Source organism: Pseudovibrio flavus (genome assembly GCF_009711345.1).
Classification (GTDB): Bacteria; Pseudomonadota; Alphaproteobacteria; order Rhizobiales; family Stappiaceae; genus Pseudovibrio; species Pseudovibrio flavus.
The window spans coordinates 1-16,279 of record NZ_SMMA01000037.1 but is presented as its reverse complement, the minus strand read 5'-3'; the positions used below and the strand labels follow the sequence as shown (position 1 = coordinate 16,279).

Below are 16,279 nucleotides of genomic sequence, written 5' to 3'. Positions count from 1 at the left end.
TCTGCGCTTCGCTATCCGCGAAGGTGGCCGCACCGTTGGTGCAGGCGTTGTAGCCGAAATCATTGAATAAGTAGAGAAATCTACTTTACAGGTTGCGCTGAAACTTGTACATCAGCGCAACCAAGCGAACGCTACGATGGTCCTGCAGGATGATCTGGCAATGTCTCTCAAAAGAAATGAGGCGACTACAGGGGTATAGCTCAGTTGGTAGAGCGACGGTCTCCAAAACCGTAGGTCGCGGGTTCGAGCCCTGCTGCCCCTGCCATTTTGGCCTTGATTGTGTGATGATTGTAGCGTAGAAGATTTTTTCTCGAAGGTAGGGCGCGTGAAGTGTTTCACGCGCCCACCTGTCGTGAGATGGGCCGGGACCGGATGGCAAAAACCAATCCTTTTACATTTTTCCAGCAGGTGCGTGCTGAGACCTCGAAAGTAACGTGGCCAAGCCGCCGTGAGACTTCCATTACCACTGTAATGGTTTTCATCATGGTTGCGGTTGCGTCTTTGTTCTTTCTTGCAGCAGATCAGCTCATGAGCTGGGTTATTAGTTTGCTGCTCGGCTTTTAATAAGCTGTTGTAAAACACTCGAGCAGGATCGGAATTTTATCTATGGCTAAGCGCTGGTACATCGTCCACGCCTACTCAAACTTTGAGAAAAAAGTTTGTGAGGCGATTAAGGAAAAAGCCAAGCAGCAGGGTCTTGAGGATCTCTTCGAAGAAGTACTGGTCCCGACCGAAAAATTCGTTGAAGTGCGTCGCGGCCGTAAGGTCGATGCCGAGCGTAAATTCTTCCCAGGTTATGTTCTGGTGAAGATGGAAATGACCGACGATACTTATCACCTGATCAACGATACGCCACGTGTTTCCGGTTTCCTCGGTAATGATAAGAAGCCTATGCCTATTTCCGAGGCTGAGGCTCAGCGTATCCTGAATCAGGTTCAGGAAGGTGTTGAAGCACCTAAACCTTCTGTAAGTTTCGAAGTTGGTGAGCAGGTTCGCGTTTCTGACGGTCCGTTCGCTTCCTTCTCTGGTCTTGTCGAAGAAGTCGATGAGGAACGGGCACGTCTTAAAGTGACTGTGTCTATCTTCGGCCGTGAAACACCGGTCGAGCTCGAGTACGGTCAGGTCGACAAAGTCGGCTGATCCGTGTAACGGGGCGGCAGGCAGGGTGCACTTCGCCGGTGCGCGCAAGCCAGACCGCCCGCCTCTTATAAGCCCGTGATTGAATGATCCGGGTATCCTTTTTGGAGAGGAATTATGGCGAAGAAAATTGTAGGTTACCTGAAACTCCAGGTTCCAGCGGGTTCTGCTACTCCGTCCCCGCCAATCGGTCCTGCGCTGGGTCAGCGCGGTCTTAACATCATGGAATTCTGTAAGGCGTTCAACGCTAAGACTCAGGATGTTGAGAAGGGTACTCCTTGCCCAACCGTAATCACTTATTACTCTGATAAGTCTTTCACCTTCGAAATCAAGACCGCTCCTGCGTCTTATTTCATCAAGAAGGCAGCTAACCTGAAGTCTGGTTCCCAGACTCCTGGTCGTGGCACCGTAGGTTCCATCACCAAAGCTCAGGTTCGCGAAATCGCTGAAGCGAAAATGAAAGACCTGAACGCTAACGACATCGAAGCAGCAATGCTTCAGATCGAAGGCTCTGCCCGCTCTATGGGCGTGGAAGTTACGGAGTAATAGAGATGGCGAAAGTCGGTAAGCGCATTAAAGCCGCTCGTGAGGGCGTAGATCGCAACAAGCTTTACTCTCTGGATGAAGCTATCTCCACTCTGAAGTCTATTGGTGCTACCAAGTTCGACCAGACCCTGGAAATCGCTATCAACCTGGGCGTAGACCCTCGTCATGCTGACCAGATGGTTCGCGGCGCTTGCGTGCTGCCAAACGGCACCGGTAAAACCGTGCGCGTTGCAGTATTTGCTCGCGATGCAAAAGCTGAAGAAGCAACTGCTGCTGGTGCAGACGTTGTTGGCGCAGAAGAACTGGTACAGCAGATCCAGGGCGGTACTATCAACTTCGATACCGTCATTGCTACTCCGGACATGATGCCACTCGTTGGTCGCCTTGGTAAAATCCTCGGCCCACGTGGCATGATGCCAAACCCTAAGGTTGGCACCGTGACTCCGGACGTAACTAAAGCTGTTACAGACGCTAAAGGCGGCTCTGTACAGTTCCGCGTTGAAAAAGCTGGTATCATTCACGCTGGCGTAGGCAAAGTTTCCTTCGAAAACGAAAAACTTGCTGAAAACGTCAAAGCGCTCGTAGATGCTGTTGTCAAAGCTAAGCCAACTGGTGCAAAGGGTACATACCTGAAGCGCGTGGCTCTGTCTTCGACAATGGGTCCAGGCGTTAAGGTTGAACTGGCTTCTATTACCGAATAACGGTAATACAAGTTTTCTTCCCTCCCTCCGGGGAGGGGAGTTCCGACAAGTCGTGAGGCTTGTCAATTCCTTGTCCGAGACTGCAGGTGCCAGGCAACTGGTTTAATTTCGCAAGAGGCCTGCATAGATGGAAGAGAACCAATAATGACTGACTACGTGCAGCTTCTTGGTTCGAACCGAAAAGCCTTGCTGTGCCAAACGGCGCGCAAGGGGACAGGAACCCTGAGCGTCGTTTTTGGAAGTTTCGGCTTCTAAAGCGGCAAAGGCAAACCGGCGATTGGAGTTTCTCCTATCGCCAAATGGAGTAGGCAAGTGGAAAGAGCGGATAAGCAACAGTTCGTCACGTCCTTCAACGAAGTGCTTGGTAGCGCTGGCGTTGCGGTCGTAGCGCACTATGCAGGTCTGTCTGTTGCACAGATGACTCAGCTTCGTGCTGATGCTCGTGAAGCAGGTAGCACTGTTAAAGTAGCTAAAAACCGCCTGGTAAAGCTTGCCCTTCAAGGCACTGACCTAGAGCACATCAGCGACCTGTTCCAGGGCCCAACTGTAATCGTCTACTCTGACGATCCAGTTGCTGCACCTAAGGTAGCTGCTAACTTCGCTAAGGCTAACGACAAGTTCGTAATCCTTGGTGGTGCTCTTGGCACAACTAACCTGGATGTTGCAGGCGTTAACTCCCTTGCAACGATGCCTTCTCTGGACGAACTGCGTGGCAAGCTTATTGGCATGCTCCAGACTCCAGCGACCCGCATCGCCATGGTTACCAGCGCACCGGCCGGGCAGCTTGCTCGCGTCTTCAATGCGTACGCCGAGAAGGACCAAGCCGCGTAAGGCGGAACCACATAATTTTGTCAAAACCCAAAGCGGTTCGAACATTAAGGTACTAAGAAAATGGCTGATCTCGAAAAGATCGTAGAAGAACTCTCCACCCTGACCGTTATGGAAGCTGCTGAGCTTTCCAAAATGCTCGAAGAAAAGTGGGGCGTTTCTGCTGCTGCTCCTGTAGCAGTTGCTGCAGTTGCTGCTGATGCAGGTGCTGCTGCTGAAGAACAGACCGAATTCGACGTTGTTCTCGCAGACGCAGGCGACAAGAAAATCAACGTGATCAAAGAAGTACGTGCGATCACCGGTCTTGGCCTGAAAGAAGCTAAAGAACTCGTAGAAGGCGCTCCTAAGACTGTTAAAGAACAGGTTTCTAAGGAAGAAGCTGCTGAGCTCAAGAAGAAGCTCGAAGAAGCTGGCGCAAAGGTTGAACTCAAGTAATCTTGAGTACTTCTATAACAGCCCCGGAGAAATCCGGGGCTGCTTTAAGACCCTGGCGGGAATTGTCCCGGCCGGGGTATACGTCCCAACGGGGGACGGTTCTGTGAAGGTGCGTGGACATGCTAGGAAATATGCCGCGTAGTTTCGCTGAACCGTCACCTTTCGAGTGATACGAGGAGCGACAATGACGCAGACGTTCAACGGTCGCAAGAAGGTCCGTAAGTACTTCGGATCTATCCGCGATGTAGCGGCTATGCCAAATCTTATCGAGGTGCAGAAGGCGTCTTATGACCAATTCTTGCAAGTCGGTAAGCCAGAGGATGGTCGTGTTGACGAAGGCCTTGAGGCCGTTTTCAAATCCGTTTTTCCTATCTCGGATTTCGCTGGGACTGCTCTACTTGAGTATGTGGACTACGAGTTCGAAGCCCCTAAATACGATGTAGACGAGTGCCGTCAGCGCGATATGACGTACTCCGCTCCATTGAAACTCACACTGCGTTTGATTGTATTCGACGTAGATGAGGATACAGGAGCCAAGTCCGTTAAAGACATCAAAGAACAAGATGTCTTTATGGGCGATATGCCTTTCATGACCGAGAACGGTACCTTTGTAATTAACGGTACCGAGCGCGTTATCGTGTCTCAGATGCACCGCTCTCCAGGTGTGTTCTTCGACCATGATAAGGGCAAAACCCACTCTTCAGGCAAGCTCCTTTTTGCCGCACGCATCATTCCTTACCGCGGTTCCTGGCTGGACATCGAGTTCGACGCTAAAGATATCGTGCATGCACGTATCGATCGTCGTCGTAAGATTCCTGTCACATCCTTGTTGATGGCTCTGGGTCTGACCCCAGAAGAAATCCTCAACACCTTCTACAACCGCATTGATTACATCAGTGAAGGCAACGGCTCTTGGCGCGTTCCTTTCGACGGCGCACGTCTGAAAGGCACCAAAGCTACCTTCGACATGATCGACGCTGATAGCGGCGAAGTTGTAATCGAAGAAGGTAAGAAGATTACCGCTCGCACCATCCGTCAGCTTGAGGACAAGGGCGTTAAGGCCATCAAAGTTACCGATGATGACCTGATCACCCAGTATCTCGCTGAAGATATGGTGAACCACCAGACTGGTGAAATCTATGCAGAAGCCGGTGAAGAAATCACCGAGAAGATGCTGGCTGAACTGGTTGACCGTGGTTTCGTAGAAATTCCGGTTCTGGATATTGACCACGTCAATACCGGTCCGTACATCCGCAACACTCTGGCAGCAGACAAGTCTGATGCCCGTGAAGATGCGCTGTTCGACATCTACCGCGTCATGCGTCCTGGTGAGCCACCGACCATGGAAACCGCGGAAGCGATGTTCCACTCCTTGTTCTTTGATGCAGAGCGTTACGATCTTTCCGCGGTTGGCCGTGTGAAGATGAACATGCGTATGGATCTTCAGTGTGAAGACACCGTTCGCACCCTGCGCAAAGAAGACATTCTTGCAGTAATCAAGACCCTTCTTGATCTGCGTGATGGTCGCGGTGAAATCGACGATATCGATAACCTTGGCAACCGTCGTGTTCGCTCTGTTGGCGAACTCATGGAAAACCAGTATCGCGTTGGTCTGCTGCGTATGGAACGCGCAATCAAAGAACGCATGAGCTCCGTAGAGATCGACACTGTGATGCCACAGGATCTGATCAACGCGAAGCCAGCAGCAGCTGCTGTTCGTGAGTTCTTCGGTTCTTCCCAGCTTTCCCAGTTCATGGACCAAACCAACCCACTTTCCGAAGTGACCCATAAGCGACGCCTGTCGGCGCTTGGTCCTGGTGGTTTGACCCGTGAGCGCGCAGGCTTCGAAGTTCGCGACGTTCACCCAACACACTATGGTCGTATCTGCCCGATTGAGACCCCTGAAGGTCCGAACATCGGTCTGATCAACTCCTTGGCAACCTTCGCTCGCGTGAACAAGTATGGCTTTATTGAAAGCCCATACCGTCGCGTAGTGGACGGCGTTGTAACTAACGATGTTGTTTATCTATCCGCTATGGAAGAGAGCAAATACTACGTTGGTCAGGCGAACGTTCCATTTGGCGAAGATGGTCGCTTTGAAGCTGAACTGATCCAGTGTCGTCACGCTGGCGAGAACATGCTTGTTCCTGCTGAGCGCGTTGACTTCATGGACGTGTCTCCAAAGCAGCTGGTGTCTGTAGCAGCATCCCTCATTCCGTTCCTTGAAAACGATGACGCGAACCGCGCTCTTATGGGTGCGAACATGATGCGTCAGGCTGTGCCGCTCGTTCGTGCGCAGGCTCCGTTTGTAGGTACCGGTATGGAGCAGGTTGTTGCTCGTGACTCTGGTGCAGCGATTACTGCCCGTCGTGGTGGTGTTGTTGACCAGGTTGACGCGACCCGTATCGTTATCCGTGCAACCGAAGATCTGGATCCGTCCAAGTCCGGCGTTGACATCTACCGTCTGCAGAAGTTCCAGCGTTCTAACCAGGACACCTGTATCAACCAGCGTCCACTTGTGAACGTTGGCGACCGTATCGGTAAAGGCGACATCATTGCTGATGGTCCTTCCACCGAGCAGGGTGATCTGGCTCTTGGCCGTAACGTGCTTGTCGCGTTTATGCCTTGGAACGGTTACAACTTCGAAGACTCCATCCTTCTGTCCGAGCGCATCGTTCGCGATGACGTGTTCACTTCCATCCACCTCGAAGAATTCGAAGTGATGGCTCGTGATACCAAGCTCGGCCCTGAAGAAATTACTCGCGATATTCCTAACGTATCCGAAGAAGCTCTCAAGAACCTTGACGAAGCTGGTATCGTTTACGTTGGTGCAGAAGTGAAGCCTGGCGATATCCTCGTCGGTAAAATCACACCGAAGGGCGAAAGCCCAATGACCCCAGAAGAAAAACTTCTGCGTGCGATCTTCGGTGAGAAAGCTTCTGACGTTCGCGATACTTCTATGCGTCTGCCACCTGGCGTGACCGGTACTGTTGTTGAAGTTCGTGTATTCAACCGCCACGGCGTTGAAAAAGACGAACGCGCGATGGCTATCGAGCGCGAGGAAATTGAGCGTCTTGCAAAAGACCGTGATGACGAACAGGCAATTCTTGACCGTAACGTCTATGGCCGTCTGGCTGAGATGATTATGGATCGTGAAATTGTTGCTGGTCCTCGTGGTTCCCGTAAGGGTGCAGTGGTAAACGGCGACCTGCTGAACGAGTTCCCTCGCTCTCAGTGGTGGCAGTTTGCTTTCGAAGACGAAAAGCTCATGGGCGAACTGGAAGCTCTGCGCGGTTCTTATGATGAGAGCCGTAAGCGCCTCGAGCAGCGTTTCATCGACAAGGTTGAAAAGCTGCAGCGCGGTGACGAGCTGCCACCAGGCGTCATGAAGATGGTTAAAGTCTTCGTTGCTGTGAAGCGTAAGATTCAGCCAGGCGATAAGATGGCTGGTCGTCACGGTAACAAGGGTGTAGTTTCCAAAATCAACCCTTGTGAAGATATGCCATTCCTCGAGGACGGTACACACGTTGATATCGTGCTGAACCCTCTGGGCGTGCCTTCCCGTATGAACGTGGGTCAGATTCTTGAGACTCACCTGGGTTGGGCGTGTGCCGGTATGGGTAAGCGCATCGGCGAACTCTATGATGAGTACCGCCGCAACGGTAGCGTGGAACCACTTCGCATGAAGCTCTCCGAAATTTACGGAGATAACTTCAAGGGTGATCAGGTTAGCGAATACGACGACGAAAGCGTTGTACGTTGCGCTGAGCAGCTGAGAACCGGTGTGCCGATTGCTACACCAGTATTCGACGGTGCTCGTGAGCCTGACGTTGTAGATATGCTCAACATCGCGGAACTCGACCCATCCGGTCAGTCTCGTCTGTTCGATGGTCGTACCGGTGAACAGTTCGACCGTCCTGTGACTGTTGGCTACATCTACATGCTGAAGCTGCATCACCTTGTCGATGACAAGATCCACGCACGTTCGATCGGTCCTTACTCTCTCGTTACGCAGCAGCCTCTGGGTGGTAAAGCCCAGTTCGGTGGTCAGCGCTTCGGTGAGATGGAGGTATGGGCGCTTGAAGCATATGGCGCGGCATACACCCTTCAGGAAATGCTTACCGTTAAGTCGGATGACGTTGCTGGTCGTACGAAGGTTTATGAAGCCATTGTACGCGGTGATGACACCTTCGAAGCGGGTATTCCGGAAAGCTTCAACGTTCTCGTCAAGGAAATGCGTTCCTTGTGCTTGAACGTAGAGCTTGAGGACAAGGATAAGCCTGTTCCTTCGAACGATGACGCGCAGGCGTTTGACGCTGCGGAATAATAATTCCGCAGCCCCCTTCAATCGCCCTATTTGATTTTCCTGCCGGAAGAGGGGAGCCTTTAGAGGTCTCCCCGAACCGCGCATCTGAGGAGAGAGATGATGTCGCAAGAGGTCATGAACCTGTTCAATCAGCAGGCTCCAGCGCAGACCTTCGATCATATCCGCATCTCGATTGCCAGCCCGGAAAAAATTCTTTCCTGGTCCTTTGGTGAAATCAAGAAGCCGGAAACGATCAACTATCGTACGTTCAAGCCTGAGCGTGATGGTCTGTTCTGTGCGCGCATCTTCGGTCCTGTAAAGGACTACGAGTGCTTGTGCGGTAAGTATAAGCGCATGAAGTATAAAGGCGTTATCTGTGAGAAGTGTGGCGTTGAAGTCACTCTTTCCCGCGTACGCCGTGAACGTATGGGTCACATTGAGCTTGCAGCTCCTGTGGCGCATATCTGGTTCCTGAAGTCCCTGCCATCCCGTATTGGTATGCTTCTGGACATGACGCTCAAGGATCTTGAGCGCATCCTGTATTTCGAAAACTACGTCGTTATCGAGCCGGGCTTGACCCCTCTTAAACAGCACCAGTTGCTGTCTGAAGAAGATTACGTCAACGCTCAGGACGAATACGGCGAAGACGCCTTCACCGCTATGATCGGTGCGGAAGCGATCCGTGAAATCCTGATGTCTATGGACTTGCAGCGCGAGTCCGAAAAGATCCGTCAGGAAATCGCAGAAGCGACCACCGAACTGAAGCCTAAGAAACTGGCTAAGCGTTTGAAGGTTGTTGAAGCGTTCATCGAGTCTGGTAACCGTCCTGAATGGATGATCCTGACCGTTGTTCCTGTGATTCCACCGGATCTTCGTCCGCTGGTTCCACTGGACGGTGGCCGTTTCGCGACGTCTGACCTTAACGACCTTTACCGTCGTGTAATCAACCGTAACAACCGCCTGAAGCGTCTGATCGAGCTTCGCGCGCCGGACATCATCATCCGTAACGAAAAGCGTATGCTGCAGGAATCTGTTGACGCGCTGTTCGATAACGGTCGTCGCGGTCGCGTAATTCAGGGTGCTAACAAGCGTCCTCTGAAGTCGCTCTCCGACATGCTGAAGGGTAAGCAGGGCCGCTTCCGTCAGAACCTTCTGGGTAAGCGCGTTGACTACTCCGGTCGTTCCGTAATTACCGTAGGTCCTGAGCTTAAGCTGCATCAGTGCGGTCTTCCTAAGAAGATGGCTCTTGAGCTGTTCAAGCCATTCATCTACTCCCGTCTTGATGCCAAAGGCTTCTCTTCAACTGTTAAACAGGCGAAGAAGCTGGTGGAGAAAGAGCGCCCAGAAGTTTGGGATATCCTTGATGAGGTTATCCGCGAGCATCCGGTTCTTCTGAACCGTGCGCCGACCCTGCACCGTCTTGGTATCCAGGCATTCGAACCGACCCTGATTGAAGGTAAGGCTATCCAGCTGCACCCGCTCGTCTGTTCCGCGTTTAACGCTGACTTCGACGGTGACCAGATGGCTGTTCACGTTCCGCTTTCTCTGGAAGCGCAGCTTGAAGCCCGTACCCTCATGATGTCCACCAACAACATTCTGCATCCGGCAAACGGTGGTCCTATCATCGTTCCTTCGCAGGATATTGTTCTTGGTCTCTACTACCTGTCCATCATGGCAGAAGGTGAGCCGGGAGAGGGCATGGCGTTCGGTAACATGGGTGAGCTGCACCACGCGCTGGAAAGCAAAGCCATTACCGTTCACACCAAGATCCGTGGTCGCTTCAAGACTGTTAACGAATACGGTGAGCAGGTTTCCAACATCTATGAGACCACCCCAGGTCGTCTCATGATTGCAGAGCTGCTGCCTAAGCACTTTGAAGTTCCTTTCGACGTCTGTAACAAGCTGATGACGAAGAAAGAAATCTCTAAGATGATCGACACGGTTTACCGTGCTTGTGGTCAGAAAGAGACCGTTATCTTCTGTGACCGCATCATGGAACTCGGCTTCAAGAACGCTTGTCGTGCAGGTATCTCCTTCGGTAAGGATGACATGCTCATTCCTGACGCGAAGAAGACCCTTGTTGACCAGACCACTTCTCTGGTTACTGAATACGAACAGCAGTACAACGATGGTCTGATCACCCAGGGCGAAAAGTACAACAAGGTTGTTGATGCTTGGGCGAAATGTACTGACCGTGTTGCTGACGAGATGATGAAGCGTATCTCCGCGACCGAATACGATGCGGAAACCGGCCGTCAGAAGCAGATGAACTCTGTTTACATGATGGCTCACTCCGGTGCTCGTGGTTCCCCAGCGCAGATGAAGCAGCTCGGTGGTATGCGTGGTCTGATGGCGAAGCCGGATGGCTCCATCATCGAGAACCCGATTATCGCTAACTTTAAAGAAGGTCTGACCGTTCTGGAGTACTTCAACTCCACCCACGGTGCTCGTAAGGGTCTTGCAGATACCGCTCTTAAAACTGCGAACTCCGGTTACCTTACCCGTCGTCTCGTTGACGTTGCACAGGACAGCATCATTCTGGAACGCGATTGCGGTTCCGAAGGTGGTATCACTGTTCAGCCTATCGTTGATGCTGGTAACGTTATCGCTTCTCTTGGTCAGCGCGTTCTCGGCCGTACTGCGGCTGAAGACATCATCAACCACAAGACCGGTGAGGTTCTCGTACCTCGTGGTCGCCTGATTGATGAAAAAGACGTTGAGCTGATCGAAGACGCTAAGGTTCAGATGATCAAGATCCGTTCGGTTCTGACATGTGAAACCAAAACCGGCGTTTGTGCTGCATGTTACGGTCGCGACCTTGCTCGCGGTACTCCGGTTAACACTGGTGAAGCTGTTGGCGTTATCGCTGCGCAGTCCATCGGTGAGCCTGGTACCCAGCTGACCATGCGTACCTTCCACATCGGTGGTACGGCACAGGTTGTTGACAGCTCCTACATCGAGTCTTCTGTAGAAGGCACGGTACAGATGCGTAACCGCCATATTGCCCGCGATTCCGATGGCAATACGGTTGTTATGGCTCGTAACATGTCCATCCAGATCATCGATAGCGATGGTAACGAGCGCGCTTCCCACCGCCTGACATACGGCTCCAAGCTGCATGTTGATGAAGGTGATGAAGTTAAACGCGGCCAGCGTCTTGCTGAGTGGGATCCATACACCCGTCCAATCCTTTCTGAGGTTGGTGGTAAAGTGTCCTTCGAAGATCTCGTTGATGGTACCTCCGTTAAGGAAACCACCGATGAGGCGACTGGTATTACCAAGCGCGTCGTTATCGACTGGCGTAGTTCGCAGCGCGGTGCTGATCTGAAGCCTGCGATCGTAATCAACGACAAAGACAACAAGCCAATGAAACTGGCTCGTGGTGGCGACGCTCGTTCGCTCCTGTCTCCTGATGCGATCCTTTCTGTTCAGCTTGGTGACAGCGTTTCTGCTGGTGACGTTCTTGCACGTATTCCTCTGGAAAGCGCCAAGACCAAAGACATCACCGGTGGTCTGCCACGCGTTGCGGAACTGTTCGAAGCTCGTCGTCCGAAGGATCATGCGATCATCGCTGAAATCGATGGTACCATCCGCTTCGGTCGCGACTACAAGAACAAGCGTCGCATCATTATCGAGCCACACGACGAAACTCTGGAACCGGTTGAATACCTCATTCCAAAGGGTAAGCACTTCCACCTTCAGGAAGGCGACACCATCGAGAAGGGTGAATACCTGCTCGACGGTAACCCAGCGCCGCACGACATCCTTGCAATTAAGGGTGTAGAGGCTCTGGCAGCTTACCTCGTGAACGAGATTCAGGAAGTTTACCGTCTTCAGGGCGTGGGCATCAACGACAAGCACATCGAAGTGATTGTTCGTCAGATGCTTCAGAAAGTGGAAATCACCGATCCGGGTGAAACCGAGTTCTTCGCTGGCGAACAGGTCGACAAAATCGACTTCGACGAAGCGAACCTCAAGGCGATCGATCGTGCACGCGATCCTGCTAAGGCGGTTCCAGTTCTTCTGGGTATCACCAAGGCAAGCTTGCAGACCCGTTCGTTCTTCTCGGCTGCATCCTTCCAGGAAACCACCCGCGTTCTTACCGAAGCGGCGGTTTACGGAAAGATCGATCCACTCGACGGCCTGAAAGAAAACGTGATCGTTGGTCGCCTCATCCCAGCAGGTACCGGCGGGGCAATGAACAAGATCCGCAAAGTGGCAACACTGCGCGACGATCTCATTCAGGATGCTCGCCGCGCTGCTTCCGATGCAGGCACTGCGGACTCAATGCTGGAAGATTTCAGCCGCGGGTTCAACTAAGAGCGATCAAAAGAAAATAGTGAAAGGGCCGCCAACGTTGGTGGCCCTTCTTTTTTAGGGATAGGACTATGACACAAGAAAACGAAAGAAAGTTGTCTGACCTGATCGACAACGGTGAAGAGCCAATCGTTTACGTGATCGTTGGCCGTGGTTGGGAAGAAGATGAAGGTGAAGCGGAAGACGCAATTCCCTTCAACATCATTTTGACCGCAGTAGATGATGATTCCGCGATCCGCCGTTCTTTGGAAGCATTGGGCGAGCAGGGTTACGCTTCGGCTGAACTCGACCAAATTGGTTTGGTCACTGAAGAGCCGGATGAGCCAACCCTTGCAGATGCATATCGTGATGCACTCGCAGGTAATGTTGCGATCATCTCCTTCAAAGAAGGCTGAGAAGGGTAGGGTTGTAGTAGGCGGCAATTACTGCCGGTGATTACAGCTATAAGGATTCTTCCTCCACCAGCAGGCTTTGAGCCTGTTTCGCAAGGGCAGGGGGAGGGTTCATTAACCTTTCGGTAATAAATGAACGAATCCGGGTGCACCGTGTGACTTTTATTACCCGATGCACCCTTGGGTAAGTGTCAGGGGCAGGTTCGCGCCAAGAGAATCGCCTATCGGGCGGTTTTTTAGCGGGAAAGCACTTGACGAAAGCGGGACTGCTGAGTAGTTTCCGCGCAACCTTATGGCAGGCGGTAAGCAATGTCCTTCTCCGTGGGCGCCTCGTCCCGGAATACTGAAGCTTAAACGCTGTCGGGTTTATAGACGAATTTACGTCGATAGCATGACCGCTCTAGTGGTCCTCTGATTCCAGTTGGTGCCTTCCGTAAGACTTTTGCGGATCGGTGCCTTTACGTCTGTTTATCAGGGCCGCTAGCGGCTGAAGAACATTAGGTAAAGGGCAATAAAAGTATGCCGACGATCAACCAGTTGATCCGTAAACCGCGCCAAGTGCCGGCTAAGCGGAACAAAGTGCCTGCAATGGAGGCATGTCCGCAGAAGCGTGGTGTTTGTACCCGCGTTTACACAACCACTCCTAAGAAGCCTAACTCGGCTCTTCGTAAAGTGGCAAAAATCCGTCTGACTAACGGCTTCGAAGTTATCGGTTACATCCCGGGCGAAGGCCATAACCTGCAGGAACACTCCGTAGTGATGATCCGCGGCGGCCGCGTAAAGGATTTGCCGGGCGTTCGTTACCACATTATTCGCGGTGTTCTGGATACTCAGGGCGTCAAAGATCGTAAGCAGCGTCGTTCCAAGTACGGCGCGAAGCGTCCGAAATAAGAGGGTAGCCAATGTCCCGTCGTCACGCCGCAGAAAAGCGTAAAGTCCTTCCGGATCCAAAGTTCGGAGATACCGTAGTTACCAAGTTCATGAACGCGGTAATGCTGGATGGTAAGAAATCCGTTGCTGAAGCTATCGTTTACGGTGCATTCGATGTAATCGAGAGCAAAACCGGCAACAACCCAATTGAAGCATTCCACACAGCGCTTGAAAACGTCATGCCGCAGGTGGAAGTGCGTTCCCGCCGCGTCGGTGGTGCAACCTACCAGGTTCCTGTTGAGGTTCGCGCAGAACGCCGTCAGGCGCTGGCTATTCGCTGGCTGATTTCCGCAGCCCGTGGCCGCAATGAAACCACTATGGTTGGTCGCCTTTCCGGCGAGCTGCTCGATGCAGCTAACAACCGTGGTAACTCTGTTAAGAAGCGCGAAGATACGCACCGTATGGCTGATGCTAACCGTGCATTCTCGCACTATCGTTGGTAATTCGTCCGAATAGGGGCTGACATATGTCACGCACACACAAAATTGAGGACTACCGTAACTTCGGCATCATGGCACACATCGATGCTGGTAAGACGACTACGACAGAGCGTATCCTCTTCTATACCGGTAAGAACCACAAGATTGGTGAAACCCATGACGGTGCGTCTACCATGGACTGGATGGAGCAGGAGCAGGAGCGTGGTATTACCATTACCTCTGCTGCTACCACCGCGCACTGGAAAGAAAAGCGTCTTAACATCATCGACACCCCAGGCCACGTTGACTTCACCATTGAAGTTGAGCGTTCCCTGCGTGTTCTCGATGGTGCGGTAGCTCTTCTCGACGCTAACGCTGGCGTTGAACCTCAGACTGAAACCGTATGGCGTCAGGCTGACAAGTACAACGTTCCTCGCATGATCTTCGTCAACAAGATGGACAAGCTCGGCGCAGACTTCGATCGTTGTGTAGACATGATCGAAAAGCGCCTCGGTGCTAACCCGCTTGTTGTACAGCTTCCTGTTGGCGCTGAAAGCGACTTCGCAGGCGTGGTCGACCTTCTTCAGATGAAGGCTCTGATCTGGCGCGGTGAAGACCTTGGCGCAAGCTGGGACGTTGTAGACATTCCTGCAGATCTGGCTGACCGCGCTGTTGAAGCACGCGACGCTCTGATCGAAAAGGTTGTCGAGATCGACGAAGCTGCGATGGAAGCTTACCTTGAAGGTGAAGAACCATCCTTCGAACAGATCCAGGCTCTGATCCGTAAGGGTACCATTGCTGGTGAATTCGTTCCGATCTTCTGTGGTTCTGCGTTCAAGAACAAAGGCGTTCAGCCTCTGCTCGACGGCGTGGTAGACTACCTGCCTTCCCCAGTAGACGTTCCTGCTATTAAGGGTATCGATCCTAAAGACGAAAGCGACACCGTACGTCGTTCTTCCGATGAAGAACCTCTCGGCATGCTTGCGTTTAAGATCATGAACGATCCGTTCGTTGGTTCCCTGACCTTCGCACGCATTTACTCTGGTGTTCTGAGCAAAGGCTCTTCCGTAATGAACACCGTTAAGGGTAAGCGCGAGCGCGTCGGTCGTATGATGCAGATGCACTCCAACTCCCGCGAAGACATCGATATCGCCTATGCAGGTGACATCGTTGCGATCGCAGGCCTGAAGGACACAACAACAGGTGATACCCTGTGTGATCCTCTGAAGCCGGTAATTCTGGAACGCATGGAGTTCCCGGATCCAGTTATCGAGATCGCTGTTGAGCCAAAATCTAAAGGCGACCAGGAAAAGATGGGCCTTGCCCTGAACCGTCTGGCTGCTGAAGATCCGTCCTTCCGCGTGAAAACAGATGAAGAATCCGGCCAGACCATCATTGCTGGTATGGGCGAACTTCACCTGGACATCCTTGTTGACCGCATGAAGCGCGAATTCAAGGTTGAAGCGAACATCGGTGCGCCGCAGGTGGCATACCGTGAAACCATCACCAAGCCTGCTGATGTGGACTATACCCACAAGAAGCAGTCCGGTGGTACTGGTCAGTTCGCTCGCATCAAACTCTCCATCCAGCCTAACGAAATTGGCGCTGGTTTTGAGTTTGCTGACACGGTTGTTGGCGGTAACGTTCCTAAAGAATACATCCCAGGTGTATCTAAAGGTATCGAATCCGTCATGTCTTCCGGTCCTCTCGCAGGCTTCCCGATGGTTGACATCAAAGCTACCCTCACTGACGGTGCTTACCACGATGTTGACTCCTCGGTCCTCGCGTTTGAGATCGCAGGCCGTGCTGGTTTTAGAGAAGCTGTGGCTAAAGCTGGTCCAAAGCTGCTAGAACCAATTATGAAGGTTGAAGTTGTCACTCCAGAAGATTACATGGGTGACGTGATCGGTGACCTGAACTCACGTCGAGGTCAGATCTCCGGTACTGAAAACCGCGGTGTCGTGACCGTTATCACTGCTATGGTTCCGCTGGCCAACATGTTTGGTTACGTCAACAACCTGCGTTCTATGTCGCAGGGACGTGCACAGTATTCCATGGTGTTCGATCATTACGATCAGGTCCCTCAGGCTGTCGCAGACGACGTTATTGCAAAATACGCATAACTAGTCACAGTCAAACGGATTACAGAGAGAACGGAGAAATCCGATGGCAAAAGAAAAATTTGAGCGTAATAAACCGCACGTCAACATCGGCACAATTGGCCACGTTGACCACGGCAAAACCACTCTGACCGCTGCAATCACCAAG

General features: G+C 52.2%; 14 protein-coding genes and 1 tRNA gene. All 15 read left to right on the top strand.

Annotation, left to right across the window (positions count from 1 at the left end; all coding sequences use genetic code 11):
- Window positions 1–70 (top strand): EF-Tu C-terminal domain-related protein (locus E1162_RS19735; protein ID WP_257098535.1); only part of this gene is annotated, 70 nt, incomplete at its 5' end.
- A gap of 119 nt (window positions 71–189) precedes the next feature.
- Window positions 190–265, top strand: a tRNA-Trp gene (locus tag E1162_RS00455).
- A gap of 107 nt (window positions 266–372) precedes the next feature.
- Window positions 373–564, top strand: a complete 192-nt coding sequence (secE, locus tag E1162_RS00450) for a preprotein translocase subunit SecE (RefSeq protein WP_155125509.1) — start codon at window positions 373–375, stop codon at window positions 562–564.
- A 42-nt stretch (window positions 565–606) separates the two neighbouring features.
- The gene (nusG, locus tag E1162_RS00445) at window positions 607–1,140 is read left to right on the top strand and encodes a transcription termination/antitermination protein NusG (RefSeq protein ID WP_155125507.1); all 534 of its coding nucleotides are present in this window, start codon (window positions 607–609) and stop codon (window positions 1,138–1,140) included.
- 114 nt (window positions 1,141–1,254) lie between these two features.
- Window positions 1,255–1,683, top strand: a complete 429-nt coding sequence (rplK, locus tag E1162_RS00440; protein ID WP_155125505.1) for a 50S ribosomal protein L11 — start codon at window positions 1,255–1,257, stop codon at window positions 1,681–1,683.
- Window positions 1,684–1,688: 5 nt separating this feature from the next.
- A complete protein-coding gene (gene rplA / locus E1162_RS00435) occupies window positions 1,689–2,384 on the top strand; it encodes a 50S ribosomal protein L1 (RefSeq protein ID WP_155125503.1) in 696 nt (231 codons plus the stop codon).
- A gap of 312 nt (window positions 2,385–2,696) precedes the next feature.
- Window positions 2,697–3,215, top strand: coding sequence for a 50S ribosomal protein L10 (gene rplJ / locus E1162_RS00430; RefSeq protein WP_371311747.1), 519 nt, complete (start codon window positions 2,697–2,699; stop codon window positions 3,213–3,215).
- A 60-nt stretch (window positions 3,216–3,275) separates the two neighbouring features.
- Window positions 3,276–3,647 (top strand): 50S ribosomal protein L7/L12, encoded by a 372-nt coding sequence (rplL, locus tag E1162_RS00425; RefSeq protein WP_155125501.1) that lies wholly within the window; start codon window positions 3,276–3,278, stop codon window positions 3,645–3,647.
- Between the two features lie 184 nt (window positions 3,648–3,831).
- Window positions 3,832–7,974 (top strand): DNA-directed RNA polymerase subunit beta, encoded by a 4,143-nt coding sequence (gene rpoB / locus E1162_RS00420; protein WP_155125499.1) that lies wholly within the window; start codon window positions 3,832–3,834, stop codon window positions 7,972–7,974.
- Window positions 7,975–8,073: 99 nt separating this feature from the next.
- Window positions 8,074–12,273, top strand: a complete 4,200-nt coding sequence (rpoC, locus tag E1162_RS00415) for a DNA-directed RNA polymerase subunit beta' (RefSeq protein WP_155125497.1) — start codon at window positions 8,074–8,076, stop codon at window positions 12,271–12,273.
- A 68-nt stretch (window positions 12,274–12,341) separates the two neighbouring features.
- Window positions 12,342–12,665, top strand: coding sequence for a regulator (locus tag E1162_RS00410; RefSeq protein ID WP_155125495.1), 324 nt, complete (start codon window positions 12,342–12,344; stop codon window positions 12,663–12,665).
- Between the two features lie 516 nt (window positions 12,666–13,181).
- Window positions 13,182–13,553 carry a 30S ribosomal protein S12 gene (gene rpsL, locus E1162_RS00405; RefSeq protein WP_008548005.1) on the top strand — a complete coding sequence of 124 codons (372 nt, stop codon included), beginning with the start codon at window positions 13,182–13,184 and terminating at the stop codon, window positions 13,551–13,553.
- 11 nt (window positions 13,554–13,564) lie between these two features.
- Window positions 13,565–14,035 (top strand): 30S ribosomal protein S7, encoded by a 471-nt coding sequence (rpsG, locus tag E1162_RS00400; RefSeq protein WP_155125493.1) that lies wholly within the window; start codon window positions 13,565–13,567, stop codon window positions 14,033–14,035.
- 23 nt (window positions 14,036–14,058) lie between these two features.
- Window positions 14,059–16,134 (top strand): elongation factor G, encoded by a 2,076-nt coding sequence (gene fusA / locus E1162_RS00395; RefSeq protein ID WP_155125491.1) that lies wholly within the window; start codon window positions 14,059–14,061, stop codon window positions 16,132–16,134.
- A 43-nt stretch (window positions 16,135–16,177) separates the two neighbouring features.
- Window positions 16,178–16,279, top strand: a 102-nt coding sequence (locus E1162_RS00390) for a GTP-binding protein (RefSeq protein ID WP_155125489.1), incomplete at its 3' end; no start/stop codon positions are given.

Coding starts and splice junctions, on each gene's coding strand:
- secE (WP_155125509.1), top strand. CDS start 373: ATGGCAAAAACCAATCCTTTTACATTTTTCCAGCAGGTGCGTGCTGAG.
- rplL (WP_155125501.1), top strand. CDS start 3,276: ATGGCTGATCTCGAAAAGATCGTAGAAGAACTCTCCACCCTGACCGTT.
- fusA (WP_155125491.1), top strand. CDS start 14,059: ATGTCACGCACACACAAAATTGAGGACTACCGTAACTTCGGCATCATG.
- rpoB (WP_155125499.1), top strand. CDS start 3,832: ATGACGCAGACGTTCAACGGTCGCAAGAAGGTCCGTAAGTACTTCGGA.
- rpoC (WP_155125497.1), top strand. CDS start 8,074: ATGTCGCAAGAGGTCATGAACCTGTTCAATCAGCAGGCTCCAGCGCAG.
- rpsL (WP_008548005.1), top strand. CDS start 13,182: ATGCCGACGATCAACCAGTTGATCCGTAAACCGCGCCAAGTGCCGGCT.
- E1162_RS00410 (WP_155125495.1), top strand. CDS start 12,342: ATGACACAAGAAAACGAAAGAAAGTTGTCTGACCTGATCGACAACGGT.
- rplK (WP_155125505.1), top strand. CDS start 1,255: ATGGCGAAGAAAATTGTAGGTTACCTGAAACTCCAGGTTCCAGCGGGT.
- rpsG (WP_155125493.1), top strand. CDS start 13,565: ATGTCCCGTCGTCACGCCGCAGAAAAGCGTAAAGTCCTTCCGGATCCA.
- nusG (WP_155125507.1), top strand. CDS start 607: ATGGCTAAGCGCTGGTACATCGTCCACGCCTACTCAAACTTTGAGAAA.
- rplA (WP_155125503.1), top strand. CDS start 1,689: ATGGCGAAAGTCGGTAAGCGCATTAAAGCCGCTCGTGAGGGCGTAGAT.